Origin of the sequence: Kribbella shirazensis, from assembly GCF_011761605.1 — a bacterium.
Lineage (GTDB): Bacteria > Actinomycetota > Actinomycetes > Propionibacteriales > Kribbellaceae > Kribbella > Kribbella shirazensis.
Map to the genome: position 1 here is coordinate 3,138,115 of NZ_JAASRO010000001.1, position 26,560 is coordinate 3,164,674.

21 protein-coding genes are annotated in these 26,560 nt (G+C 69.1%); 5 read left to right on the plus strand and 16 right to left on the minus strand.

All coding sequences use genetic code 11. From position 1 onward, the window contains the following. Positions 1–67 precede the first annotated feature (67 nt). Both BJY22_RS15515 and BJY22_RS42440 read left to right on the plus strand, forming a co-directional pair. A complete protein-coding gene (locus BJY22_RS15515; RefSeq protein ID WP_167207422.1) occupies positions 68–1,729 on the plus strand; it encodes an FAD-dependent oxidoreductase in 1,662 nt (553 codons plus the stop codon). Beyond that, complete coding sequence (locus BJY22_RS42440) at positions 1,729–3,195, plus strand: ATP-binding protein (protein ID WP_167207424.1); 1,467 nt, start codon at positions 1,729–1,731, stop codon at positions 3,193–3,195. Before BJY22_RS15515 ends, BJY22_RS42440 begins: the two co-directional genes overlap by 1 nt. Before the next feature lie 30 nt (positions 3,196–3,225). On the opposite strand, the gene BJY22_RS15525 is transcribed toward BJY22_RS42440, so the two are convergent. From BJY22_RS15525 to BJY22_RS15535, 3 genes are all read right to left on the minus strand, one after another. Beyond that, on the minus strand, positions 3,226–4,002 hold the full coding sequence (locus BJY22_RS15525) for a phosphotransferase (RefSeq protein ID WP_167207426.1): 777 nt from the start codon (positions 4,000–4,002) through the stop codon (positions 3,226–3,228). 5 nt (positions 4,003–4,007) lie between these two features. Continuing rightward, positions 4,008–4,952 (minus strand): sugar kinase, encoded by a 945-nt coding sequence (locus tag BJY22_RS15530; RefSeq protein WP_167207428.1) that lies wholly within the window; start codon positions 4,950–4,952, stop codon positions 4,008–4,010. A gap of 213 nt (positions 4,953–5,165) precedes the next feature. After that, positions 5,166–5,786: a bifunctional 4-hydroxy-2-oxoglutarate aldolase/2-dehydro-3-deoxy-phosphogluconate aldolase gene (locus tag BJY22_RS15535; RefSeq protein WP_167207430.1), complete on the minus strand. Its 621-nt coding sequence runs from the start codon at positions 5,784–5,786 to the stop codon at positions 5,166–5,168. A gap of 126 nt (positions 5,787–5,912) precedes the next feature. Here BJY22_RS15535 and BJY22_RS15540 point away from each other — a divergent pair, with 126 nt between their 5' ends. Next, a complete protein-coding gene (locus BJY22_RS15540; protein ID WP_167207432.1) occupies positions 5,913–7,700 on the plus strand; it encodes a sialidase family protein in 1,788 nt (595 codons plus the stop codon). Between the two features lie 2 nt (positions 7,701–7,702). Here BJY22_RS15540 and BJY22_RS15545 read toward each other — a convergent pair whose 3' ends face one another. From BJY22_RS15545 to BJY22_RS15570, 6 genes are all read right to left on the minus strand, one after another. Then, positions 7,703–8,479 (minus strand): hypothetical protein, encoded by a 777-nt coding sequence (locus tag BJY22_RS15545; RefSeq protein ID WP_202891123.1) that lies wholly within the window; start codon positions 8,477–8,479, stop codon positions 7,703–7,705. Between the two features lie 20 nt (positions 8,480–8,499). Beyond that, a complete protein-coding gene (gene dgoD / locus BJY22_RS15550; RefSeq protein WP_167207436.1) occupies positions 8,500–9,645 on the minus strand; it encodes a galactonate dehydratase in 1,146 nt (381 codons plus the stop codon). Then, positions 9,642–10,397, minus strand: coding sequence for a FadR/GntR family transcriptional regulator (locus tag BJY22_RS15555; protein ID WP_337758728.1), 756 nt, complete (start codon positions 10,395–10,397; stop codon positions 9,642–9,644). The genes dgoD and BJY22_RS15555 overlap by 4 nt, the downstream gene beginning before the upstream one ends. Next, on the minus strand, positions 10,394–11,116 hold the full coding sequence (locus BJY22_RS15560; RefSeq protein ID WP_167207440.1) for an SDR family oxidoreductase: 723 nt from the start codon (positions 11,114–11,116) through the stop codon (positions 10,394–10,396). The genes BJY22_RS15555 and BJY22_RS15560 overlap by 4 nt, the downstream gene beginning before the upstream one ends. A gap of 85 nt (positions 11,117–11,201) precedes the next feature. After that, a complete protein-coding gene (locus BJY22_RS15565; protein ID WP_167207442.1) occupies positions 11,202–12,800 on the minus strand; it encodes a beta-N-acetylhexosaminidase in 1,599 nt (532 codons plus the stop codon). Further along, positions 12,797–14,662 carry a glycoside hydrolase family 5 protein gene (locus BJY22_RS15570; RefSeq protein ID WP_167207444.1) on the minus strand — a complete coding sequence of 622 codons (1,866 nt, stop codon included), beginning with the start codon at positions 14,660–14,662 and terminating at the stop codon, positions 12,797–12,799. Before BJY22_RS15570 ends, BJY22_RS15565 begins: the two co-directional genes overlap by 4 nt. A 184-nt stretch (positions 14,663–14,846) precedes the next feature. On the opposite strand from BJY22_RS15570, the gene BJY22_RS15575 reads away from it, so the two are divergent. Beyond that, positions 14,847–16,592, plus strand: a complete 1,746-nt coding sequence (locus tag BJY22_RS15575; RefSeq protein ID WP_167207446.1) for a 5'-nucleotidase C-terminal domain-containing protein — start codon at positions 14,847–14,849, stop codon at positions 16,590–16,592. Between the two features lie 90 nt (positions 16,593–16,682). Here the strand turns inward: BJY22_RS15575 and BJY22_RS15580 are convergent, their stop codons facing one another. From BJY22_RS15580 to BJY22_RS15610, 7 genes are all read right to left on the minus strand, one after another. Next, on the minus strand, positions 16,683–18,080 hold the full coding sequence (locus BJY22_RS15580; RefSeq protein ID WP_167207448.1) for a GH1 family beta-glucosidase: 1,398 nt from the start codon (positions 18,078–18,080) through the stop codon (positions 16,683–16,685). 10 nt (positions 18,081–18,090) lie between these two features. Further along, positions 18,091–19,089: an oligopeptide/dipeptide ABC transporter ATP-binding protein gene (locus tag BJY22_RS15585; protein WP_167207450.1), complete on the minus strand. Its 999-nt coding sequence runs from the start codon at positions 19,087–19,089 to the stop codon at positions 18,091–18,093. Further along, positions 19,086–20,117, minus strand: a complete 1,032-nt coding sequence (locus tag BJY22_RS15590; protein WP_167207452.1) for an ABC transporter permease — start codon at positions 20,115–20,117, stop codon at positions 19,086–19,088. Before BJY22_RS15590 ends, BJY22_RS15585 begins: the two co-directional genes overlap by 4 nt. Positions 20,118–20,119: 2 nt before the next feature. Further along, positions 20,120–21,100 (minus strand): ABC transporter permease, encoded by a 981-nt coding sequence (locus BJY22_RS15595; RefSeq protein ID WP_167207454.1) that lies wholly within the window; start codon positions 21,098–21,100, stop codon positions 20,120–20,122. Beyond that, entirely contained in the window at positions 21,097–22,116 is a 1,020-nt protein-coding gene (locus BJY22_RS15600; RefSeq protein WP_167207456.1) for an ABC transporter ATP-binding protein, read from the minus strand. The genes BJY22_RS15595 and BJY22_RS15600 overlap by 4 nt, the downstream gene beginning before the upstream one ends. 60 nt (positions 22,117–22,176) lie before the next feature. Next, positions 22,177–23,868, minus strand: a complete 1,692-nt coding sequence (locus tag BJY22_RS15605) for an ABC transporter substrate-binding protein (RefSeq protein ID WP_167207458.1) — start codon at positions 23,866–23,868, stop codon at positions 22,177–22,179. Between the two features lie 182 nt (positions 23,869–24,050). Further along, positions 24,051–25,115, minus strand: a complete 1,065-nt coding sequence (locus tag BJY22_RS15610; protein WP_337758729.1) for a LacI family DNA-binding transcriptional regulator — start codon at positions 25,113–25,115, stop codon at positions 24,051–24,053. Between the two features lie 230 nt (positions 25,116–25,345). Between BJY22_RS15610 and BJY22_RS15615 the strand changes: the two genes are divergently transcribed. Further along, a complete protein-coding gene (locus tag BJY22_RS15615; RefSeq protein ID WP_167207460.1) occupies positions 25,346–26,545 on the plus strand; it encodes an ROK family transcriptional regulator in 1,200 nt (399 codons plus the stop codon). Positions 26,546–26,560 lie beyond the last annotated feature (15 nt).

A 26,560-nucleotide genomic window follows, 5' to 3' on the forward strand; every position in this document is an offset into this window, starting at 1 on the left:
GCGGACCGGGCCGCGGCCTGTGGATTACCGATGCCTGTTTGTAGGGATCCGCTGGTATGAAGGAGGCATGACAGCGTCAACGACCCGCCCGGTGATCCTCACCGTCGACGACGATCCCGGCGTTTCCCGGTCGATTGCCCGTGACCTCCGCCGCCGGTACGGCGAGGCGAACCGCATCGTCCGGGCGGAGAACCCGGCGCAGGCGCTCGACGCGCTGAAGGAGCTCAAACTCAGGGGCGAGCCGGTGGCCCTGCTGCTGGCCGACTACCGGATGCCCCAGATGTCCGGCATCGAGTTCCTCGAGGCCGCGATGGACCTGTTCCCGCTCGCCCGCCGGGTGCTGCTGACGGCGTACGCCGACACGGACGCGGCGATCCAGGCGATCAACGTGGTCGACCTCGACCACTACCTGCTCAAGCCGTGGAACCCGCCGGAGGAGAAGCTGTATCCGGTGGTCGACGCGATGCTCGACCTGTGGCGGTCGACCCCGGAGCCGTCCGGCGACGAGACCCGGGTGATCGGTCACCGCTGGTCGGCGCCGTCGTTCGCGGCCCGCGACTTCCTCGCCCGGAACGCCGTGCCGTACCGCTGGCTGAACGTCGAGGACGACGAGGCCAAGCGGCTGCTCGACGCGGCCGAGGTCGACGGTACGACGCTGCCGGTCGTGATCACGCCCGACGCCACCGTGATGGTCGCGCCGTCCGAGGCCGAGCTGGCGCAGAAGGTCGGGCTGTCGACGGCGCCGGCGAAGGACTTCTACGACCTGGTCGTGGTCGGCGGCGGCCCGGCCGGTCTGGGTGCCGCGGTGTACGGCGCCAGCGAAGGCCTGCGGACCGTGCTGGTCGAGCAGTTGGCGACCGGCGGCCAGGCCGGTCAGTCGAGCCGCATCGAGAACTACCTGGGCTTCCCGGACGGGGTGTCCGGCGCGCAGCTGACCGATCGCGCGCGGCGGCAGGCGGTCCGTTTCGGGGCCGAGCTGCTGACGACCCGGCAGGTCGTCGGGCTGGAGACGCTCGGCAACGCGCGCCGGCTGCGGTTCGCCGACGGGAGCGAGATCTCGGCGCACTCGGTGATCCTGGCGACCGGCGTCTCGTACCGGACGCTCCAGGCGCCCGGTGTCGACGATCTGTGCGGGCGCGGGATCTACTACGGCTCGGCGACCACCGAGGGGCCGGCATGTTCCGGCGCCGAGGTGTACATCATCGGCGGGGCGAACTCCGCCGGTCAGGCCGCTGTCTATTTCTCCAGGCATGCGAAACGCGTGCATATGCTGGTGAGAGGACCATCGCTCACCGCGACGATGTCGTCGTACCTCATCGACCAGATCGACGGGATCGACAACATCGACGTGCACACCTGTACGCAGGTCGTGTCCTGCAAGGGCTCGGAGCACCTGGAGCGTCTCACCCTGCTGAACAGCGAGACCGGGGAGAGCCGGGAGGTGGACACGGAATGGATGTTCGTATTCATCGGCGCGGCACCGCGGACGGACTGGCTGCCCGGTGACCTGCTCCGCGACGAGCGTGGCTTCGTCCTCACCGGTCCCGACCTGCACGGCAAGCCCGCCGGCTGGCCGTTGGAGCGGGAGCCGTACCACCTGGAAACGAGCATGCCGGGCGTGTTCGCCGCCGGCGACGTACGGGCCGAGTCGGTGAAGCGGGTGGCCTCGGCGGTCGGCGACGGAGCGATGGCCGTGACACTGGTGCACCGATACCTGGAGATGCTCTGATGACCGAGAAGACCGCGGAGCCGCGACGGCTGACCCCGGACGAGCTGCGCACGCTGTTCCTCTTCGAGAGCCTCAACGAGGAGCAGCTGCAGTGGCTCTCGCAGTCCGGGTACGTCGAGAGCGTGCACGACGGCACGGTCTTCAACGAGGGCGACGAAGCCACCTGTTGCTACGTGCTGCTGTCCGGTGAGCTGCGGCTGTGCAAGCTGTCGCACGGTGAGCTGGTCGAGATCAACCGGACCGGCCAGCGCGGGGTGTACGCCGGTGCGTTCAACGCGTTCTTCGGCGCCGCCGACCACAAGTCGTACACGGCGACGATGCAGGTGACCCAGCCGTCGGAGTTCTTCGTCGTCAGCGCCGAGACGATGGCGACGATGATGAACACCTGGTTCCCGATGGCGGTGCACCTGATCGAGGGCTTCGTGATGGGCATGCGGCGGACCAACGAGACGCTGGGGGAGCGCGAGCGGCTGCTCGCCCTTGGCTCGTTGTCCGCGGGGCTGACCCATGAGCTGAACAACCCGGCCGCCGCGGCGGTCCGCGCCGCGGCGACCCTGCGGCAGCGCGTCTCCGGGATGCGGTCGAAGCTCGCGATGCTCGCTGACGGCACGCTCGACGCGACCAAGCTGCACCAGATCGTCGAACTGCAGGACGACGCGGTCGAGCGGCTGGAGAAGAACAAGGACAAGGACCTCCCGCCGATGGAGCTGTCCGACCGCGAGGACACGCTCACCGACTGGCTCGACGACCACGACGTGCAGGCGAGCTGGGATGTGGCGCCGGTGCTGGCCTCGGCCGGGCTGGACGTCCCGTGGATGGAGGACGTGCTGGCGGCGGTCGGGCCGAAGTACCTCGAAGGCGCCGTGCGGTGGCTGATGTACACGATCGACACCGAGTCGCTGATGAACGAGATCGACGACTCCGTCACCCGGATCTCGACACTTGTTGGTGCTGCCAAGCAGTACTCGCAGATCGACAGGGCGCCGTACCAGACCGTCGATCTGCGGGAGCTGCTGAAGTCGACGCTGGTGATGATGTCGGGCAAGCTGCAGGGGTACGAGATCGTCAAGGACTTCGATCCCGAGCTGCCCGCGATCCCGGCGTACGCCGCCGAGCTCAACCAGGTGTGGACGAACATCATCGACAACGCGGTGAGCGCGATGGCCGGCTCCGGGACGCTGACGATCCGGACACGCCGGGACGGTGCCTACGCGGTCGTCGAGATCGGCGACACCGGGCCCGGCATCCCGGAGGAGATCCGGCGGCGCATCTTCGAGCCGTTCTTCACCACCAAGCCGATCGGTGAGGGTACCGGCCTGGGCCTCGACATCTCGTGGCGGATCGTCGTGAAGAAACACCACGGCGACCTCCGCGTCGAATCGGAACCGGGCCGCACGGTCTTCAAGATCGTCCTCCCGCTCGATCCCGAACGCGAACTGGAATCCGACCCGGCCCTGCTGTCGTAAGCCGTCACTGGAGGTCTGTGAGAAGACCGGTCAGGTCGCCAGCCCCGAGGCGCGAAGCTCGTCGAGGGCCACTTCGAGATCGTGGGCGCGTCCGGCGGCGACGATCTTCCGGTACGTCGGGTCGCCTCCGTCGGCGTTGCTCGTCACGACCGACAGCTGGTGGGAAATGCGAGCGGCGATCAGGTCCGCGAAGTCTCGGGTCGTGCCCTGCCAGTTGTAGGTCCGGAGGAAGAGCTCCAGCCGGCGAGGCCGCGAGCCGAGGTCGGTGAAACCCTCGGCGGCGATCACGTGGGACGCGTGGAACGGGATCCACGAGAAAGCGACCCAGGCGGCGTCGAGCTCGGGAGTGGTGGGGCCGGCCATGTCCCAGTCGACGAAGCCGACCAGGCCGGTGTCGTTCCACACCGCGTTGTACGGCGCAGCGTCGTTGTGAGCGATGATCTGGCCAGGTCGCCAGGCGCCGCCTTCGCGCCAGTACGACGATGCCGGTGGAACGAAGTCCGCGACGGCGGTGTGGTACTGGCGCAGCCAAGTCGCGACGTCGGCCAACGCCGCGTCGCTGTGGGTCCAGGCCGGCCACGGCCTCGTCGTACCGACGGTCTGTCCGTCGAGGAAGCTGACCACCTCGCGCCCTGCGGCGTCGAAGCCGAGCGGCCGCGGCGCACCGTCGAATCCAGCTGCTTCCAGGTGGGCGAGCAGCGCCTGAACCGATCGCGTCCACGGTCCCGGCGTACGACGCACTGTGCCGTCGACCAGCTCCGCACCCTGGTCGAACCCACCCGGCAACCGATCGGACACGGGAACCATCCTGCTCAGCGGAGGGCGGTGCCTTGGGTGTGGGTGAGGAGGGTCAGGTCGTCGCGGGTGGGGAGGGATTCCCAGTCGCCGTACGCCGTGACGCAGAAGGCGCCTGAGGTGGTGGCGCGGTCGAGGCGGGCCTCCGGGGTGAGGTTGTCGAGGGTGGCGGAGAGGTAGCCGGAGACGAACGCGTCACCGGCGCCGATGCTGTCGACGACCGTGACCGGGAGCGCGGGGCGGTGGACGGTGTGCACCTCGGGCGAATCAGTCTTGGTGTGCGACCAAGCGCCCTTTCCGCCGGCGGTCACGACAACGGTGCCGACGGTCTCGAGCAAGTCGGCGATCGGGTCGGCGGCGTCGGTGAGCAGGTCCAGTTCGTCGTCGGAGGCGAAGACGGTGTGGACGTGGGGGAGGAGTTCGCGCAGTGCGGCGGCTGCTTCGGCGCGAGGCCAGAGACGGGCGCGGTAGTTCACGTCCAGCGAGACCTGAGTGCTTCCTGTGGAGGCCGTCCGTACGGCGGCCAGCGTCGCGGCCCGGGCTGAGTCGGACAGGGCCGGGGTGATGCCGGTGACGTGGAGCAGGGTCGGCGTCAGCGCGGTGACGGCGGCCGTCGTTTCCTCGGGTGTGAGGGTGGAAGCGGCCGAGCCGCGGCGGTGGTAGCTGACCCGGGTGATGTCGTGCGACGGCTGGTCGAACGCGATGAACCCGGTGAACGCGTCGTCGGCGAACCGGATCCGGGGGTCGACGTTCTCGGCCCGGAGAGTGCGCTGGATCAGCCGGCCGGGTTCGTCGTTGCCGACGGCACTCAACCATGTGACGTCGTGTCCGAGCCGCGCGACCCCGATCGCCACGTTGCTCTCGGAGCCGGCGATCGACAGGTGCGCGTCACCACCGAGGCGCATCGGACGCGCGGTCCGCACCGAGACCATCGTCTCGCCGAGCGTGAGCAGATCCGTCATGTCAGCACTCCTTCAGTACTCCGGCAACGAGGGAAAGGCTTCGGCCGCCTGCCGCGTTTGCCTGGTTCACCCATCAGATGCGGGGTTCTGCACCGCTATCAAGGGTGGAGAACCCATCATCTCGTGGGTGAACCAGCCAAATTAGCTGGTCCGCGGGGGATGGAACGGCGGGGCGGTCGGGCGGGGTGGTGGGGTGGTGGGGCGGGTGGTGTGTCAGATGTTGAGTTCGGTGCGGAAGCGGCTGGCTCGGATGGACAGTTCGGACAGGGAGCCGCCGGTGGCGGCGTCGCCGAGGAGTGGCGAGCCGACCCCGACCGCGAGCGCACCGGCGGCGAGGTACTTCGGGGCGGACACCGCGTCGACTCCGCCGACGGCGATGAGCGGCGCGTCGGGGAGCGGAGCTCGGAGCTCCGCCAGATAGCCGGGGCCGTGCACCTTGGCGGGGAAGATCTTCACCGCTGTCGCCCCCAGATCGAGGGCGGCGACCACCTCGGTGGGAGTGAGGGCGCCGCACAGCAGCGGGAGGCCGAGCTCGACCGAGCGGTGCGCGCCGCGGGTGATGGCCGGGGTGACCGTGAAGTCGGCGTGCGCGGCGGCGACCTCGTCGGCCTGCGCCGCGGTGACGACGGTCCCGGCGCCGATCAGGATGTGCGGGTCGTACTGCGAGCGCGCCGTGGCGATCGCCTCGATCCCGCCGGGCGTGGTGAGCGAGATCTCGAGCGCGGTGATGCCCGCCTCGACGAGAGTCTGGACGCAGGCGAGCGCGGTGTCCGCCCCATCGGCGCGGATGATCGCGAGCAGTTTCCGGCTGCGCAGTTCGGCAAGCAGATCCATGGTCTCCAACCTAAGTCATCGACAAGACATAGGACGTCCCATGACCTCTGGCGTGGACGCCCGATCTGTGGCTCAATTACGAAGTGAACAACCGCCCCGTTGTTTACTCACAGGAGGCATCCGCTCATGCCAAGGCTCCTCGTCGCGCTGGCCCTCGTGGCGGCCGCGCTGACCTTTCCGGCTCCGCCTGCCCAGGCCGCCGTCACCCAGACCGTGCTGTTCAACAAGGGCGACGCCGGGTACGGCTGCTACCGCATTCCCGCGATCGTCAAGACCAAAGCGGGCACGCTGCTCGCGTTCGCCGAAGCCCGCCGCGCGTGGTGCGCGGACTCCCAGGAGATCGACCTGGTGATGCGTCGTTCCGAGGACGACGGCCGCACCTGGTCGGCGCCCCAGACGGTGCTCTCCGGCACCGACTCCGATCCGAGCGCGGTGGCCACCCGTGGCAACCCTGCCCCGATCGTCGACTACGAGACCGGCCGGATCGTGCTGCTGTCCACGATGGACCCCGGTACGACGAGCCGCCCGCGAACGCCGTACGTCCAGGTCAGCGACGACGACGGCAGGACCTGGAGCACGGCGAAGAACATCGGTGACCAGATCGACGATCCGGCCTGGGGGTGGTACGCGACCGGACCCGTCCACGGCATCCAGCTCACCCGCGGCGCCCACGCCGGCCGGCTCGTCGCCGGTACCAACTACGACAACGGCGCCGGTAAGAACGCGGGCCAGCTCGTGTACAGCGACGACCACGGCGTGACCTGGCACAAGGGTGCGACCGATCTGAGGTCGGACGCCACACCCCAGGAGATCAGCGTCGTCGAGAAGGTCGACGGCGGTGTGTACGCCGGTGCGCGCAACAACGCCGGTACGTCGGGAGCGAGCCGGATGGCCGCGGTCAGCAACGACGGCGGTCACACGTTTTCCGCGCCGTTCGCCACCATCGCCGGCCTGACCACGCCGGTCGTCCAGGGCTCGCTGCAGCGCCTGCGAGCAGTCGACCGGGGCGACAAGTACAACCGCATCCTGTTCGCGTCGCCGGCGGATCCGGACCGCAGGAGGTACATGACGATCCGGTCCAGCTTCGACGAGGGCAAGACCTGGCAGAGCGTGGCCGAAGGCACCCGGATCACCAGTGACTGGTCCGGGTACTCCGACATGGCGATCCTGGACACCGGCGAGATCGGCCTGCTCTACGAGGGCGGCACGGTCGACGCGCGCGACCAGATCCGGTTCGCCCGCTTCACCGAGTACGACATCGGCCACCCCGACGCGCCGCTGGGCCCGACAACGCCGGACGTCTCCGGCCTGCACAACGACAGCTACCTGCGGGGCGGCACGACGGCCGTGGCCGGCAAGTTCGGTCAGGCGAGAGATCTCGACGGGGTCGACGACGCGATCCAGCTGCCGTTCGCGGAGTCGCTCGCGGTCGGCGCGGGCGACTTCACCGCGATGGCCTGGATCAAGTACGGCGCATCCACCACCCCGCAAGCGATCTTCTGGGGCTACGGGATCAACGAGTACTCCCAGTTCTGGCTGCGCGCCGAACCGGCGGACAGCCGCATCCGCGGCCTGATCACCACCGGCGGAAACACCGCCGCGGTCCAGACGACGAAGGCGTACAACGACAACACCTGGCACCACGTCGCCCTGCAACGCAAAGCCGGCACGCTCTCGATCTGGGTCGACGGCGCCCAGGCCGCCTCCGTCACCGCGCCGGCCGGATCGGTCAGTCCCGGCCGCCCCTTCAAGATGTACGTCGGCCAGCGCCTCGACGGAGCGCACCACTTCGACGGCGCGCTGGACGAGGTCCGCATCTACAAACGGGCCCTGACCGCGACCGAGCTCAACAGCATCCGCACCACCAACAGCACGTCGGTCCCCAACGCCGTACTCGATCTGCCGCTCGGCTGACATCAGACTGGCCTGGCGGACAGCGTCAGCCGCCAGGCCAGTTCGCCACTCTCCGGGACCACCGCGGCGTCTCCGGGCCCGGCTGTCGCCAGGTCGAACACCCTGCCCAGCATCGGTTCCACCCCAAGGCTCCGGTACGGCGCATCGCTCGGGAAACCGCCCTGGTTCCGCCACAACGCGGTCGAGACCGGTTGCCCCGGGCAGCTCAATGTCATGGTGAGCTCGGCGCCGCGGTCGTGGACCGAGACCGTCGGGCAGTCCACCAGGACCGCGCCGGCGGCCGTCCCGTCCGTGGGACCGAAGGTGCCGAGGTCGAGCGGAGTCGGCCACGCGGCAGTCACCCACGGCACATCGTCCGGCCAGGCCCAGGGCAGCCACGGAGCAGCCTCCGAGAACAGGCGGCAGGAGGTCCCGGGTTGCGCCGTGATGGTTGCCCCGGGCATGCAGTCCAGCAGTGCGTGCGCGGCCCAGACGAAGGTGTACCCCGGCGGAGCCTCGAGGCGGTAGTCGACGGAGACGGTGTCCGCACCGGTCGTGAACGTCCGCGTGAGTACCGCGTCGCCGTACGCCACCGTCCCGTCCCACGGCTGATTCCAGAGCCCGCCGTGGTCGGGGTTGCCGCGGACCGTCGGGAAGCATTCGTCGACACCGCCCGCGTCGATGAAGGTGGCGAGGCCGGTGCGGGGGCCGTCGACCAGGCCGGGTCCGGCCCAGAGCCACTCGCGTCCGCCGAGGTACAGCGACGTCCAACGACCGCCGTCGGCGGGATCAACGGTCACCAGGCCGCTCGTCCGTGGCGTCACCATTCGGCGAACGACCCGTCGTCGTGCGTCCACACCGGGTTGCGCCAGGCGTGGCCGGTCTTGTCGGCGGCGCGGACCGCGGCCTCGTCGATCGTGATCCCCAAGCCTGGTTGGGGATTCCACTCCGCATGGCCGTTGATCCAGGTGAACGGCGCCGGATCGACGACGTACGACGTGAGGTCGCTGGTCACGTTGTAGTGGATGCCCCGGCTCTGCTCCTGGATCAGGAAGTTCGGCGTCGCGAACGACACCTGCAACGAAGCCGCCAGCGAGATCGGTCCGAGTGGACAGTGGGGCGCGACCATCGCCCCGTGCGCATCCGCGAGTACGGCGATCCGCCGCAGTTCGGAGATGCCGCCCGCGTGCGAGACGTCGGGCTGCACGACCGCGACGCCCGCGTCCAGAGGCGCCATGAAGTCCGAGCGATGGTAGAGCCGCTCGCCCAGCGCAACCGGAACGGTCGAGGCCGCGACCACTTCGGCCAGGTGGGTCATTTGTTCCGGCAGCACGGGCTCCTCGACGAACAGGGGCTGCAGGTCCTCGACCGCGTGCAGGATTCGGCGCGCCGCCGCCACGCCGACGCGTCCGTGCAGATCGATCGCGACATCCCGGGTGTCCCCGAGAACCTCACGGGCGGCGGCGAGCCGGCTCACGATGTCGTTGAGCTCGGCAACGGTCGGCGAGGCCTGGATCCGCCCGCTGGCGTTCATCTTCACAGCGGTCATCCCCGCCGCGACCTGTTCCGCGACGGCGTCAGCGATCGAGGCGGGCTCGTCGCCACCGACCCACGCGTAGACACGCGCCCGATCGCGGACCCGTCCACCGAGGAGCGCTGCCACCGGGGCGCCGTACACCTTGCCGGCGATGTCCCAGAGCGCCTGGTCGAGTCCGGCGACCGCGCTGCTGAGCACCGGTCCGCCGCGGTAGAAGCCGCCTTTCGTCAGCACCTGCCAGTGCCGCTCGATCTGCAACGGGTCCTGGCCGATCAGGTACTCCGACAGTACGTCGATCGCGGTGCGGACGACCTCCGCGCGGCCCTCGACCACCGGCTCGCCCCACCCGACGACACCGTCGCTGGTCTCGACCCGGCAGAACAGCCAGCGCGGCGGCACGAGGAACGTCTCGATTCTCTCGATCTTCACGAGCGCCGCCCGCGTCCCGGCGTACGGCGGCCCGAGGCCGAGCCACGCACCTCGGTCAGGTCTTCGGCCGCCTTCGCGAGCAGCTCCCGCATCGCGAGCTCGGCGCCCTCCGGATCGTGGGCGCGGACCGCGTCGACGACCCGGCGGTGACTCGGCACCGGATCGTCGGACGGCTTGACCTTGTGCACCAGCCGGTCGCGGTCGGCGAGCCCGGTTTCCATGATCACTTCCATCTTCGTCAGTAGTTCGTTGCCGGTCGCGGCGAGCAGCGCCCGGTGGAAGGCGAGGTCGGCCGCCACGGCCGCGAAGTCGTCACCTGCCGACTCCATCGCCGCCAGCGCCTCGTCCAGCGCGGTCAGATGCGAGTCGTCGGCGCGCACCGCGGCCAGCCGGGCCGCGGCCGGCTCGACGATTCCGCGGACCTCGTGCAGTTCTTCGAGCAACTCGGGCCGGGTGTCGGCGTCCTTGAAGTGCCAGCGGATCATGTCCGCGTCGAGCAGGTTCCAGTCCGACCGCGGCCGGACGAACGTGCCGCGCTTCTGCCGCGCGTCGACCAGGCCCTTCGCGGTCAGCACCTTCAACGCCTCGCGCACCGCTGTGAGGCTGACGCCAAGGTCTGCCTGCAGCTCGGTGACGTTGATGGTCGCGCCTTCCGGGATCTGCCCGGACAGGATCCGCCGCGCCATCACCTCCACGATCTGCCCGTGCAGGCCCCGCGACACGCCGCGGTGAATCACACTGCTCTCCCTCACGCCGAGTCCTTCACGGCGGACCATCCGCCATCGACCACCAGGCTGGTCGCGGTGACGAACGACGCCTCGTGCGACAGCAGGAACGCCACCGCCTGGGCGACCTCGTCGGGTTGCCCGAGTCGTTTGAGCGCTGTCGCCTGGGCACTCTGCTCGCGGCCCTCGGTGTCGACGCGGTCCCACATCGCGGTGACGACGGGGCCCGGCAGCACGCTGTTCACGCGGATCGACCGGCCGTACTCAACCGCCAATTGCCGTCCGAGCGCGACCAGTGCGCCCTTCGTCGCGGCGTACGCCGGGTGCCCGGGCAGGCCCGTGAGCGCGTGCACCGACGACACGAGAACGACGGAGCCGGCACCCGCGACGAGGTCGTCGTACAGCGCCCGGAAGCCGAGGAACGCGGCGGTCAGGTTGACGTCGAGCTGGCGTTGCCAGGACGGCGGTGTCAGCTCGTGCGCCGGCTTCACGTCGACCACGACCGCGTTGCTGACCAGCCCGTCGATCGGGCCGAGTTCGTCGCGACCGCGCGACCGGACCTCCGCCCAGGTGTCCGGCGACGCGACGTCACCGACCACGCTGATCGCCTTGCCCGGCAGCTCCTTGCAGGGCTGTACGTCGACCTGCACGACCTGCGCGCCCTCGGTCAGCGCGCGCTCCGCACAGGCCGCGCCAATCCCCGACGCAGCCCCGGTCACCACGATCACCCGTCCTGCCAGCCGCACCCGGGACTCCTTCGATCTGGTCTGTTCGCTCGTAATTTACTAATTAATCCTGCCGTCTGCGAGAGGCTGCCGCAACCCCGAGCGATCAGATCCAGTCGACTTCCGTGGACTGGTGCCAGGTCCAGCTGCGGTTGCGCCAGGCGGGGGATTGCCGGGCGAGCCGCGCGGCGTACGCGGGCCAATCGGTGCGGGTCTGGTGGGACCACGACTTCTCGGCGAGACCGGGGAGGCGGGGGAGGAGCATCAGTTCGAGGTCCTCGGAATTGGTGATCGTCTCGCACCAGATCGCGGCCTCGACCCCGGCGATCTGGTCCGTGCTCTCGATGCCGGACACGCTGTCGACCGGGTCCCACGAGACGCCGTGCTCGATCGACGCCGCGCCGTAGAACTTCAGACCGAGCCTTTCGCGGGCCTTCTCCTGGCCGGGGTCCGAGGACGCGTCCGCGTGCGGGCGGTCGAAGTACAGCCAGGTGACCGGCGAGACGATCAGCCGCGCGCCCTGCTCGAGCGCCTTCGGGGCGTCGTACTTCGCCTTGCGCAGGCCCTCGAGCAGGACCGGCAGCAGCTCCTCGGGCGGTGTCGGCGCGTCGGGGTTCTCGCTCATCTTGTCGACGTCGAGGTCCAGCCAGTACTGCACGACGTCCTCGGCGCCGAGCTTCGCCCGCGCGATCTCCTGCCACCCGACCACGCGCTTCCCGCGAGCCCGCACCAGCGCCGCGGCCTTCTCGACGAACGCCGCGTGGTCCTCGTCGGCCATGCCCCACGTCTCGTCCCCGCCGATGTGCACGTAGGCGCTCCGCGGGAACTGCGGGATGACCGCATCCAGCACCTCCGCGACGAACTCCCACGTCTCGTCCCGTCCGGGATCGAGGGTGCCGAGCTGCAGACTCTCGCCGTTCCCCAGATCGATGCTCCGAGCCTCCGACGGCCCGAGCTCCGGGTACGCCGTGAACACCGCCGACGAATGCCCGGGCATGTCGATCTCCGGTACGACGGTCACGTGCCGGTCGGACGCGTACGCGACGAGCTCGGCCAGCTCCGCCTGGCTGAAGTACCCACCGGGGCGATCCCCGATCGCGCCCGCCGCACCCACCTCGGTCAGCGCGGGCCGTGACGGTACTTCGACCCGCCAGCCCTGATCGTCGGTGAGATGGAGGTGCAGCACGTTCAGCTTGTACAGCGAGAGCATGTCGATCACGCGCCGTACCTCGTCCGGCCCGTGGAACGTCCGGACCACGTCGAACGAGAGCCCGCGCCACGCGAACCGCGGCCCGTCGACGATCCGGCCCAGCGGAAGAACTGCGCTGTCGTCCTGCCGGTGCGTGGAGATGAGCTGGCGAAGCGAGGTGAGGCCGCGATGCACCGCCTCGACGGTCGGGCCCCAGACGCGAACGCCCTCGGTGGTGATCTCCAGCCCATGGCGCTCGTCGACCTCGTCGCCGTCGGCACGCAGCCCCGCGACTGGCGGGACGCTGTCGAGACCGTCGTCACCGAGCAGAACCGTGACACCCGGTGAACCGATTGACAGCGCGAGGCCGGAGTCCCGCCGTACGTCATCGACGAAGCGCTCGGCGGTGCCGGCCAGCGCGGGTGACTGTACGACGACACCGGAGGTGCCGCTCAGCGTGTAGGTGCCGTCGTGGGTGGTGGTCGTCGCGGGTGCAGGGATCACGGGAAGACTCATGCGTCGAGTTTGCGGCAATACAGGGCGTCCGGGGTACCGCTTGATCCGACGCGCGTCGTGAACGCGATCCCGGCGACGTACTCGTCGTCGGCGCACTGCCCCTTGTAGTGGCCGTGCGCGAAGTCGCCGCCGCCACCGCCGCGGTTGTCGCCGCGGTCGAACCAGACCGTCCGCCCGGTCGAGCTCACCGACTGCGACGTACCGGCACACAACGCGGACGACACGCGGGCGCCGCGGACGCTGTAGCCGATCAGGTAGAAGTTCGGCGCGCACTGGACCTTCGTGTAGCCCGAGGCCCAGTCGGGTGACACGTGACGCTCGTCCTTCACCACCTCGTAGGCACCCGACCAGATCGGTCCACCGGAGCGGCACAGGCCGCGGTTGCCGGTGTGGCTGAGACCGACCAACCGAAGGCCGTCAGGGCACGCGGCTTTGCGGGCGCCGCTGTCCCAGTCGCCGGCGTTGCGCATCCGCAGCGATTGGACGAAGTCGCCGTGGTCCGGGCTGAGCATCTTCCACACGGTCGCCGGTTCGACCTGGCCGGTCTTGCTCGGTGCGTTCAGCAGGCGGGTCCACGCGGACGCGCGCCAGTCGTCGCCGTCGTACAGACCGATGCGTTGACCGGCGGAGTCCCAGGCCAGCAGGGCCCAGCCGTTGCCGGTGCGGTTCTCGTGCCAGCCGACCAGGGGCCAGTAGGCGAAGTCGGCGTCCGTGCGGATCAGGTGGTCGACGAAGCGCTCGAACCACGCGCGTTGCTTCTCACCCGTCTCCTCCCGGCCGCCGATGCCGAACTCGCTGATCCACAGCGGCGCGGTGAAATGTCCCTCCTCGCCGGTGACGAAGAACGCCTGGCGGTTGAGTTCGCTGATCAGCTCCTCGGGTGACAGGTCGCGGTACCGCGGGTCATGGGTCTCGCCGGTTCCGGTCGCGCCGCTGTGCCGCGGGCCGGTGTAGTCGTAGAAGTGCGCCGAGTACACGAGCTTGCCCGACGCGACCAGCGTGTGCGAGAGGTGCCGTGTGGGCGTCAGCGTCGGGCGGTCGTGCGGGAGGCCGTCGGCCGGGATGCCGGTCCAGTTGATGCCTTCGACAACGATCAGCAGGTTCGGGTTCGCCTCGGTGAGGATCCGGTCGCCGAGGCGCTGGGATGCCGCGAACCAGTCGTGTTGGTCACCGAGTCCCCAGTTCGGGTCGTCCAGGAGGTCCCGCCGTACCTCGTTGTAGAGGTCGGCTCCGACCACGCGGGGGTTGGTCTTGTAGCGGTTGACCATGAACAGCCAGTCGCTCTCCCACGTTTCGGCCGACTGGCTCGCGTTCCACCGTTCGTTGCCGTCCAGGCCGCAGCACCAGCGGGTGGTGTTGGTGTGGTTGTTGAGGATGACGGCGAACCCGGCGGCGGTGAGTTGCTGGACGACGACGTCGTACACCTGGAGCGGGGTCTTGCCGGCGAGGGCCGGGTTGGCCGCGACGTCGGCGGCCGGGACGGGTGTGGTGTCGTGGATCAGCTCGTTGGAGAACGGCAGGCGGATGCTGTTCAGGCCGAGCTCGGCGAAGCCGGCGACAATATCGGCCATCGACGCGCGGTCCAGACCGAGCGGCATGCGGTTGCTGTTCTCGCCGGCGTGGTGGTTGGCGTTGTCGTTCTGATCGCCGGACCCGTTCCAGGTCCCGCTCGCACCGTGCCAGTTGCCGGACTTCAGGCGGAAGCGGTTGCCGTTCGCGTCGACGAGGTACCGGCCGCGGGTGCTCAGCGGCGGCGTCCAGCTGGGGACCAGCTCCGCCGGAGTCGCGGTCGCCGGGACGGTGACCAGGGCCGGGAGGAGCAGCAGTACTGCGGTGACGAGCACACGAACGGTTCGGAGCATGGGGCACCTGTCCAGGTCGAGTGGGGGCGGATCCTCATTGCACCAGACGGCGTGCGCCTCCTGGGAGGCCTGTCGGATTCTTCCCGGATTCACGGACTCGCCGTTTGCTGGTGACATCCCGGCCACGATGGTGCAGTCTCATCTTTGTCGAATCATGCTTGTTTCTACCGCCTAGGAGACAATTGTGCGCAGACTTGCCGCCGTGCTATCGGCTGCGCTGGTCGCGGCCGCAGCGCCGATCACGGCTCAGGCCGCGGCCCCGACGGTTCCCGTCCAGCTCGTGTCGATCACCGATTTCCACGGCTACCTGCGGCCGCCGGCGCCGTCCGACGGCGGAACGATCGCCGGACCCGACGGCACGGCCCAGGTCGTCGGCGGAGCGGCGTACCTGGCCACCCACCTGCAGCAGATCCGGTCCGGACACCAGAACTCGATCTTCTTCGCCGACGGGGACAGCTTCTCCGGCTGGCCGTTCGAGGTCGACGCGCACGCGGACGAACCGACGATCGAGGTGCTGAACGCGCTCGGCGTCGAGTTCTCCAGCGTCGGCAACCACGAACTCGACGTGTCGCGGAGCTTCCTCGTCGACCACATGGCCAAGGGCAAGTGCTTCGGCACGATCGGCGTGGACAGCTGCTTCACCGACTCCACCGGCCGGCAGTTCCACGGCGCCGACTTCGACTTCCAGTCCGCGAACATCGTCGACGCGAAGGGCCAGACGATCGTCGCGCCGTACACCATCCGCTGGGTGCGCGACGGCGGCCGGAGCTACCCGATCGGTTTCATCGGGCTGACGGTGCCGGACACACCCGTGGGCTCCACGTCGTACCAGCCGGACCTGAAGGCGCTCGACATGGTCGAGTCGGCGAACCGGGCGGCTGCCGAGCTGACTTCGCGTGGCGTGAAGGCGATCGTGCTGAACATGCACGACGGCGGGACGGACGCGTCGGCGACGTACGACAACTGCGTCAACCCGACCGGGCCGGCGATCGACGTCGCGCGCAAGGTGACGCCGCAGATCGACGCCATCGTGACCGGGCACTGGCACGCCGCGTTCAACTGCAGCATCTCGGACCCGGCCGGCAACCCGCGCCCGGTCGTCGAGGCAGCGAACCACGGCCGTCTCATCAACGAGATCAACCTGCAGCTGGACCAGCGGACCGGTGAGGTACTGCGGGACAAGACGACGTCGGTGAACCACGCCGTGACGCGCGACGTCACGCCGGACCCGAAGATCCAGCGGATCGTGGACTACTGGACCGCGGCCGGGGCGCGCCGGTACGCCGAGCCGGTCGCGACGATCACCGGCGACTTCACCCGCACGCCGAACGCGGTCGGTGAGAGCACACTGGCCGACCTCGGCGCCGACGTACACCTGTGGACGGCGCTGCAGGAAGGCCCGGCGGACCTGGGCATCATCGCCGCGAAGCCTGCAACCGGATCCACCGCGCTGCGCGGCGACCTGCTGGTTGCCGCGAGCACCAAGCCGGGCGATGCGCCGGGACGGGTCATGCTCGGTGAGTCGTGGGACGCGTACGGCTACGGCAACCCGGTGCTGACGGTGAGCCTGACCGGGGCGCAGCTGGACGCGGTACTGGAGCAGCAGTGGCAGACGCAGACGAACGGGACGATCAAGTTCGCCCCGCTCGCCCTGTCAGGCAACGTGAAGTACGCCTTCGACGCCGGCCGGCCGGTCGGTGACCGCATCGACCCGGCGGACGTGAAGATCGACGGCACCGCACTGGACCCGGCCAAGACCTACCGCGTCGCGGCCCTCGCCTACACCGTCATCGGCGCCGACGGCTACTCCGCCTTCAAAGCCGCGACCAACCCCGTCCGCAACAACACCGACCACGAAACCTTCACCACCTACCTCCAGATTCACAAGACCCTGACCCCGGCACCACTCGACCGGGTAACACTCAAGTAGGCGATCGCCAGGCCATCACAATCGCCGTCGGTGTCGGGCGGGCACGCTCAGCGCCAGTTGACGCGGTGGATTGTGATGGCCTGGCGGTCGTCAGCCCGCGCGGTGGCGGGTGGCGAGGTCTTTCAGGTGGAGGGCGCTGGCTTTGGGGGTGCGGGTTTGGGTTTCGTAGTCGACTCGGACGATGCCGAAGCGTTTGGCGTAGCCGTAGGCCCATTCGAAGTTGTCGAGGAGGGACCAGGCGAGGTAGCCGCGGATGTCCGCGCCCTTCGCGATCGCGTCGGCCACCGCGCCGAGGTGGGAGGTGAAGTACGCCGTGCGGTCGGTGTCCTCGACGTAGCCGTTGTGGTCGGGGACGTCGTCGAAGGCGGAGCCGTTCTCGGTGATGACCATCGGGAGGCCGGGGTAGTCGCGGGCGATGCTGAGCAGGAGCTCGGTGAAACCTTCCGGCACGATCTCCCAGTCCATCGCGGTCCGCGGTCTGCCGAGCGGTACTTCGCGGCTGATCGGGACACCGTTCGCGTCGACGGTGCTGCCGTCCTCGGCGTACCCGGTGAACTTCTGGCTGAAGTAGTAGTTCACCCCGAGGACGTCGATCGGCGCGGAGATGATCTTCAGGTCGCCGTCGGCGATCGGCAGTTGCGCGCCCTCCCGTTCCAGGTCGGCGACGACGTCGGCGGGGTAGTGACCGTGGACGAGCGGGTCGAGGTAGATCCGCCGGCCCATCCCGTCCGCGCGCCGGGCGGCGTCGACGTCGGGCTCCGCGTCCGAGGCCGGGTACGCCGTCGCGACGTTCAGCGTGATGCCGATGTCGAGTTTGCGCGGCGACGCCGCTCGCATCTGCTGCGTCGCCAGTCCGTGTCCGAGCAGCAGGTGATGGACCGCGGCGATCGCGGCCGGGTACTCCCGCCGGCCCGGCGCGTGCAGGCCGTACGCGTACCCGAGCATCGCCGAGCACCACGGCTCGTTGAGCGTGGTCCAGGTGTTCACCCGGTCCTTCAGCGCGTCGAACACGAGCATCGAGTACTCCGCGAACCGGTACGCCGTGTCGCGCACCGGCCAGCCGCCCGCGTCCTCGAGCTCCTGGGGCAGGTCCCAGTGGTACAGCGTCACCCACGGGTCGATGCCCTGGGCAAGCAGCTCGTCGACCAGCCGGTCGTAGAAGCCGAGTCCGGCCGGGTTCACCGGGCCCTTGCCGCGCGGCTGCACCCGAGGCCACGCCACCGAGAACCGGTACGTGTCCAGACCGAGGTCCTCGATCAGCGCGACGTCCGACGGCATCCGGTGGTAGTGGTCGCACGCGACGTCACCGATGTCGCCGTTGTCGATCGCCCCCGGCACCCGGCAGAACGTGTCCCAGATCGACGGCGTCCGGCCGTCCTCGGTCACCGCACCCTCGATCTGGTACGCCGAGGTGGCGACTCCCCAGCGGAACCCGGACGGAAGGCCGGCGACCAGTTCGGCCGCCCCCGAGGTTGACGTTGTACTCATATTTGCCTTTCTAGGCAGTGCGGCCGGGAAGCCAGCACGCGACAGAACGGTGGGGGTCGTTGCGGGTCGACGGGATCCCGAGGACCGGGATCTCGTCGGAGCAACGGTCGAACGCGTGCGGGCACCGCGGGTGGAAGGCGCAGCCGGAGGGCATGCCGCGCAGGTCGGGGGGTGAACCGGGTATCCCCGACAGCTCGCGGCGTTCTCCTCGCAGAGCAGGGAAGGATTTGAGGAGGCCTTCGCTGTACGGGTGCAGGGAGTCCTTGTACAGGTCGGCGGACCGCGCCTCCTCCACGATGCGGCCGCCGTACATGATCGCGATCCGGTCCGAGAACTCGACCAGCAGTGACAGGTCGTGGGTGATGAACAGCACCGAGAACCCGAGCCGTTCGCGCAGTTCGACGAGCTGCGCGAGGATCTGCCGCTGCATCACGACGTCCAGCGCGGTGGTCGGCTCGTCCATGATCACGACCTGCGGCTCGAGGACGAGCGCCATCCCGATCATCACCCGCTGCCGCATCCCGCCGGACAGCTGGTGCGGGTACGCGTCCATCCGGTCCGCGGAAATCCCGACGAGTTTCAGCATTTCCTGAGCCCGCGCGGTCCGGGCCTGCGGCGACAGCTGCGGCTCGTGCGCCTTGATCACGTCGAGCATCTGGGTGGAGACCTTGTGCACCGGGTTCAGCGAGTTCATCGCGCCCTGGAACACGATCGACGTCTCCGCCCAGCGGAACGTCCGCAGCTCCGCGTCGTCGAGCGTCATCACGTCGTACGGATCGCCCGACGGCGGGTGGTAGATCACCGACCCGCCGCTGATCACGCCCGGCGGCGGCAGCAGTCGCGTCACGCCGTACGCCAGCGTCGACTTCCCGCTGCCGCTCTCGCCCGCCAGCCCGAGTACTTCGCCACGATGCAGCGTCAGCGTGACGTCCCGGACCGCCTGCACGGCGTCGGCGCCAAGACCGTAGTCGACATGGAAGTTCTTGATCTCCAGGACCGGCGTCTTCACGCGACCTCCTCCTCGCGACGGGGTACGACGGGAGTCACGGGCTCACTGGTAGCGCCGAGGACCGGGGTGAAGCCGACCCGCATCCGCACCGAGCGACCGTCCTTGGTCGTGAGCCGGGTATGACCGCTGCTCCGCAACCGCGGGCTGACGAACTCGTCGATACCGAAGTTGACCAGCGACAACGCCGTGCCGAGGACCGCGATCGCCAGGCCGGCCGGGACGAACCACCACCAGGCGCCCTGCGCCAGCGCCTGCTGGCTCTGCGCCCAGAACAGGATCGTTCCCCAGTTCCACTCCGAGATCGTCGAGATCCCGATGAAGGCGAGCGTGATCTCGGACATCACCGCGAAGATCACCGTCCCGACGAAACCGGAGGCGATGATCGCGGTCAGGTTCGGCATGATCTCGAAAGTGATCAGCCGCCAGGTGCTCTCCCCGGTGGCCCGCGCGGCCTCGACGTAGTCCCGGCGGCGCAGCGACAGCGTCTGCGCCCGCAGGACCCGCGCGCCCCACGCCCACGACGTGAGACCGATGACCAGGGCAACCATCAGGTCGCCGGCCGACGGGATCGTCGAGGCGACGATGATGATCAGCGGCAGCGCCGGAATGACCAGGAAAACGTTGGACAACGCGGACAGGCCGTCATCCGCGGCGCCGCCGAGGAAACCCGCGCTGACCCCGATCAGGATCGACAACGCGGTCGCGACCAGACCGGCCAGCAGCCCGACGAACATCACCCCGCGGGTGCCGACGAGCACCTGGCTGAAGATGTCCTGCCCGAGGTGCGTCGTACCGAACCAGTGCTTGCCGGACGGCGCCTGGATCAGGTCGCTGCTGCGCGCGGACGGGTCGTACGGCGCGATCCACGGGCCGATGATCGCGATCAGGCAGAAGAACGCCAGCACGATCAGGCCGGTCGCGGCCTTCGGGTTCGCGACGAACCGCAACCGGCGGCGTTTGGCCGGCGTGACCGCGACCTCCGGCCCGTCCGGAGTGACCGCCGTGATGGTGGTTGCTGGTGCGGACATCGTCAGCCCTCCTTCCGGGTACGCGGGTCGAGAAGCAGGTACGCGACGTCGGCGAGCAGGTTGGCCACCAGGACCGACAGCGTGATCACCAGGAAGACGCCCTGCATCAGCGGATAGTCCTTGGCGCCGACGGCCTGGAACAGGTTGTAGCCGATCCCCGGGTACGAGAAGACGATCTCCACCAGCAGCGTCCCGCCGACGATGAAACCGAGCGACAGCGCGAAGCCGGAGACGTTCGGGAGCAGCGCGTTGCGGGCCGCGTAGCTGACCATCACGCGGCGCTCGGACAGGCCCTTCGCGTGCGCGACGGTGATGTAGTCCTCCGACGCCACCGTCACCATCATGTTCCGCATGGTCAGGATCCAGCCGCTCACCGACGAGATCAGGATCGTGACCGCGGGCAGCAGGCTGTGCTGGATCGCGCTGCCGATGAACTCCCCGGTCCAGCCCGGCACCAGACCGGGCTCGTACCCGCCGGACGACGGGAAGAAGCTGTCCGGTCCGGCCAGCAGCGTGATCGCCAGCAGACCGAGCCAGAAGTACGGGATCGACGACAGGAAGGTTGTCACGGGCAACAGCCCGTCCATGATCGAGCCGCGTCGCCAGCCGGCCAGCACACCGAGCGCCGTTCCGATCATGAAGCTGGCGAACGTCGTGATGCCGACCAGGGCGATCGTCCACGGCAGGCTCTGCTTCAGGATCTCCGACACCGGCGTCGGGAAGAACGTGAACGACAGGCCGAGGTCGCCGTGGAACACCTGCCCCCAGTAGTCGACGTACTGACCCCAGAGCGACGCGTTCTTGTCGAGGCCGAACAGCACGTACAGCGAGTTGATCGCCTCGGTGCTCATCTGCCCCTGGAACTTGTTGATCAGCGAGGTCACCGGGTCGCCCGGGATCATCCGCGGGATGAAGAAGTTGATGGTCAGCGCGGCCCAGGCGGTGAAGACGTAGAACGCGAGGCGCTGCAGGAGGAACTTCATCGTGCGGTCCCTTCCTCATACAGCCAGCACGCGGCCCAGTGACCCTCGGCGGGCAGTTCGAAGCGGGGCGGGAGATCGGTCGAGCACTTGGGCATCGCGTGCACGCAGCGCGGGTTGAACCGGCAGCCGGTCGGCGGTGCGATCAGGCTGGGCGGTTCGCCGCCGGCCTGGTCCTCGGGCGTGCTCAGCTGGCCGAGCCGGTCCGGGTCCGGCGCGCTCTCGATCAGCAGCCGCGTGTACGGATGCGCCGGGTTCTGCGTGACGGTCTCGGAGTCGCCGCCTTCGACCATGCGCCCGGCGTACATCACCAGCGTCTCGTCGGCGAAGTACCGGGCCGAGGCGATGTCGTGGGTGATGTAGAGGATGGCGAGGTTGAGCCGTTCCTTGAGGTCCCGCAGCAGGTTCAGTACGCCGAGGCGGATGGACACGTCGAGCATCGACACCGGCTCGTCCGCGAGCAGTGCCTCGGGGTCCGCGCCGAGTGCGCGGGCGATCGAGACGCGCTGGCGCTGACCGCCGGACAGTTCGTGCGGGAACTTGTCCAGGTAGCGCTCCGGGGGAGTGAGCTGTACCTGGGCCAGCAGGTCGCGCAGGTTCTGCTCGAGGTCGCCTTCCCGGCCGTGGATCTTCAGCGAGCGGGTCAGGTGGTAGCGCATGGTGTGCGTCGGGTTCAGCGAGGCGAACGGGTCCTGGAAGATCATCTGCACGCGGCGCGCGTACGCACGGAACTTGCGGCCGCCGTGCACCGTGATCGGCTCGCCGTGCAGCCGGATCTCACCGGACGTCCGGGAGTACAGCTGCGCGAGCAGGCGCGCGACGGTCGACTTGCCCGAGCCGGACTCGCCGACCAGCGCGGTGACCCGGCCGCGGCGCAGCGTGAGCCGGACGTCGTCCACCGCGTGCACGGCCTTGTGCTCGCGGGTGAACAGATCGCGGACGCCCCGCCGGACCGGGAAGTGTTTGGTGAGGCCGTCGGCCTCGAGGACCACGTCGGTCTCGGTGTCGGTGACCGTCATAAAGCTCCAATCGTGCGACCGCGGCGCCAGGCGGGCGGGCCTGACGCCGCGGTCCGCGAATCACTGGCTGCCGGCCGGCTTCAGGTTCAGGACGATCTGCAGAGCGTTCTGCTGCGTCGGCTGCGCCGGCGCGTACTGGTTCTGCTCGTCGGGCCAGCCGGTCCAGTTCTTGGTGCTGTAGAGACCGCCGACGTTGGACGCCGAGGTCGGGATGACCGGCATCTGCTCGACCATGATCTTCTGCAGCGTGTTCAGCGCGGTGGTGCGGGTCGCGTCGTCGGCGGCGTTCGCGTACTGCTCGAGCGCCTTGGTCGCCTCCGGGCTGTTGAACCGCCCGTAGTTGCCGCTCACCCCGCCCTTGCCGACCGGCTTCAGGATCTTGCCGTCCATGATGTTCTGGTAGATGTCGTACGGCGTCGCGCCGCCGTTGGTCCAGTGCATCCCGGCGTCGAAGGTGCCCTCGTCGAAGGCCTTGAACCAGGCGTCCTGGTTGGCCTTGTCGACGGTCGCCTTGATACCGATCGTGGACAGGTTGTCCTTGATGATCTCCAGGTCGGTGATGTAGTCCGACCAGCCGGCCGGGTCCGTGAGCGTGATCGTCACCGGCTTCCCGGTCGGGTCCTTCAGCACGTCGCCCTCGAGCTTGAACCCGGCGTCGGCGAGCTCCTTCTTGGCAGCCTCGACGTCGACGGCATGCTTCTTGTCCTTGAACTCCGGAGCGACGAACGACTCACCCGCCGGGGTCGGGATCCCGGTGACCGACTCGACCTTCGGGTAGAAGTACCCGGCCTCGCCCTGCATGAAGATGTCGTCGCGGTTGATCACCTTGTCCATCGCGCGCCGCAGGGCCGGGTTGTCGAACGGCTTGCGGGTGGTGTTGATCCACAGGCCGTGGATACCGAGGTTCGCCGGGAACCACAGCTTGTGGTTCTTCGGGTCCTTGTCCTGGTAGACGGCCTTGACGTTCGGGACGAAGACGAAGCTCCACTCCGACGAGCCGTTCGCCAGCGCGGTGGTCTGCGCGTTGTTGTCGTTGTACGACGTGTACCGCAGCTCCTTGACCAACGGCTGCTCCTGCCAGTAGGAGTCGCGCACGGTCAGCGTGGTGGTCTGCGGGGTGAACGACTTGACCGTGTACGGGCCGGTGCCGATCGGGCTCTTCAGGGTGTCCTGCGTCGGGTCCTTGATCGCCGACCACTGGTGCTTCGGGATCACGAACACGGTCAGGATCTTGTTCTGGTTGACGAACTGCGACCGGGTGAAGGTCAGGTCCACCTTGTTGCCGGACACGGTGATCGTGCCGTACGGGATCGCGTCGGAGTTCAGGCCCTCGTTGTCCTTGCGGATCTGGAACGAGTACGCCACGTCCTCGGCGGTCATCGGCTTGCCGTCGGAGAACTTCACGCCGTCGCGGACGGTCAGCGAGAGCTTGGTGAAGTTGGCGTCCCACTTCCACTCGGTCGCCAGCCACGGCTTGCCCGGCTCGGTCGGCTTGATCCCGTTGATCATCACCAGCGGCTCGAAGATCATCCAGCGGTAGCCCAGCGAGGCGCCCGAGGAGGAGCCGAGGAACGGGTTGTGGTTCTCGGTCTGCGGCCCGTTCGGCATGCCGACGTTCAGGACGGTCGCGCCACCGCCCGACCCGTTGTTCCCGGCGCTGCTGGTGTTCCCGTCCCCGCTGCTGCAGGCAGCCAGCGTGGCTGCCGCGAGCAGGCCCGCGAGAGCCAGCGCGACTGTGCGTCGTGCTCGCATCGGTTCCTCCTGTGTATCTGATGGCGACCGTGCGGCCGCCCGGCGGATGGCCCACCCTGAGCCGGTGGGCCAGTGCATCGTGGCGTGAGAACGCTCTCATCGGAAGAGCGAAGCTCATATCGGTTCGGTGTCGAGGGGTACGCCGACGGCGGGACAGGGGCAGCTGCCCCGCCGCCGGAGCTCTAGCGGCGGGACCGGCCCGATGGTCGACGCTTCGGGGCGGGGGTGGTCCCCGTTCTTGGTCGGCTCTTCGGGGCGGTTGAACTGCGGACGATCAGCGTCGTCGGCAGTACTTGGGGGTCGTCGGGGAGCGGTGTGCCGCCGAAGTACCCCATCAGCATCCGGGCCGCGGCCTGACCCATCTGGCGCATCGGCTGATGCACCGTGGTCAGCGGCGGCTCGGTGTGCTCGGCGTACGGGATGTCGTCGAACCCGACCACCGACACGTCGCTCGGCACGTTCCGCCCGGTCTCCCGGACGGCCTGGATGGCGCCGCCGGCGGACAGGTCGTTGTGCGCGAACACCGCGTCGAACTCGAGTCGCTCGTCGAACGCGTGCTGGACGCCGCGGCGCCCGCTCTCATGCGTGAAATCGCCCTCGAACACGAGCCGCGGGTCGAGCTCGATCCCGGCGTCGGAGTAGATGGCGCGGAAACCGTCCAGGCGTTCGTGGGTACAGCCGAAGTGCTCGACACCGGTGATCACCAGTGGCCGGTGCCTGCCGAGCTCCAGCAGGTGCCGGGCGGCGGACTCGCCGCCGGCGTAGTTGGTGGTGGCGACGGACGGGAACTGCGGGCGCTTGGCGCGGTCGTCGATCAGGACCACCGGCAGGCCGCGCGCATGGAGTTGCTCGATGTAGGTGAGCGTGCCCTCCGGCTCGATCACCAGCAGGCCGTCGAACGACTGCGCCGAGACCTGGGACGCGAACTGCTGCATCGATTCCGCACCCCGGTTGAAGGTGAACAGCAGCAGGCCGTACCCCTCGCTCTCGACCACGTCGACCGCGCCCTGCAGCACCTCGCCCATCCAGGGCCAGGTGAGCGACGGGACCAGCATTCCGACGATCCGGGTGCGGCCGCGGGCCAGGCCGACCGCGCGGGCGCTCGGCACGTAGCCCAGCTCCTCGATCACCTGCCGGACGCGCTCGGCGGTTCGCAGGTCGAGCTCGCCCTTGCCGTTGAGGACGCGCGACACGGTGGTCTTGCTGACGCCGGCACGGGCCGCGACATCGGCGATGGTGATGGACACGCTGACTCCCCTCGGGCGGTAGGGAACCCGGTCGGAACCGGTTTCGGAAGCGGTTCCGTAGATCAAAGCCGAGAGCGCGACGGGCCGTCAATCACGGAGCGGTAACGAAACGCGGCTTAGTTCACGAGTTGGAAGAAGCCGCCTCTTCCACCGGACAGGGCGGCATGATGAACTCGGGGGCGAACGGCCCGGCCGGGGCCGGCTGCGCTACGCCATGGTGAGGTCGAGGTATGGAAGTTCGCCGGACCACGGTGCGTGACATGCGCCGGTCCAACCGCTCGGTGATCCTCAGCAGCATCTACCGCGAGGGCCCGCTGAGCCGGCAGGAGCTGACCGTCCGGACGTCGCTCAGTGCCGCGAGCGTGAGCAACCTGGTCGGCGAGCTGATCGCCGAGGGCGTGGTCGAGGAGGCAGGCTCGGTCGAGTCCGAGGGCGGCCGGCCGCGGGTCCTGCTGCGGGTCGCGCCAACGTTCAAGTACGTCGCCGGCGCCGAGGTCGGGGAGACCCGGGTCCGGGTCGAGCTGTTCGACCTGGCGATGAACGTGCTCGCGCGGGCCGATCACCCGATCAGTTCGCCGACGCCCGAAGAGGTCGTGAAGCACGTCCTGGAAGGGCTTTCGGCCGTGATCGCGTCGTCGGACGCGGGGACAGAACAGATCCTCGGCCTCGGCGTCGCGGTCTCGGGTGTGGTCGAGGACAACGCGGTCGTCGACGCGCAGACGCTCGGCTGGGACGCCGTACCGCTCGCCGCACTGCTTGCCGAGGGCACCGATATCCCGGTGCACGTGGACAACGGCGCGAACATGCTCGGTCAGGCGGAGATGTGGTTCGGCGCGGGGCGCGGTGCGACCGATGCGGTCGTCGCGCTCGTGGGCTCCGGCGTCGGCTCCGCCCTGGTGGCGGGTGGATCCAGCTACCGCGGCGCCCGCAGCAGCGCGGGCGAGTGGGGACACATGACGATCGTGTACGGCGGCCGGCAGTGCCGCTGCGGTGCGCTCGGATGCCTCGAGGCGTACGTCGGCGCGGAAGGCGTCCTCGACCGGTACCGCGTCGCCGGGGGCACCGCCGACGGTGACGAGGAGACCGCCTTCGTCGAGCTGCTCGCGTCAGCGTCGAACGGGTCCGAGCCGGCCGCGGCCATCGTCAGCGACACGATCGGCTACCTGGCGGCGGGATTCGCGAACCTGGTGAACCTGGTCAACCCCGAGCGGATCGTGCTCGGCGGCTGGGCCGGACTGTTGCTGGGGGAGAAGCACCTCGACGAACTACGGGCGGAGGTGGGCAAGCACGCCCTTCGCCGGCCGTACGCCCAGGTGTCGATCGTGCTGTGCGAACTGGGTCGCGACGCCGTAGCACTCGGCGCCGCGACCCTCCCCGTAGTGCGCCTGCTCCGCGACGGAGGCGCAGTACGCGGCCTTTCCGGAAACTAATCGCCGGATAGCGGC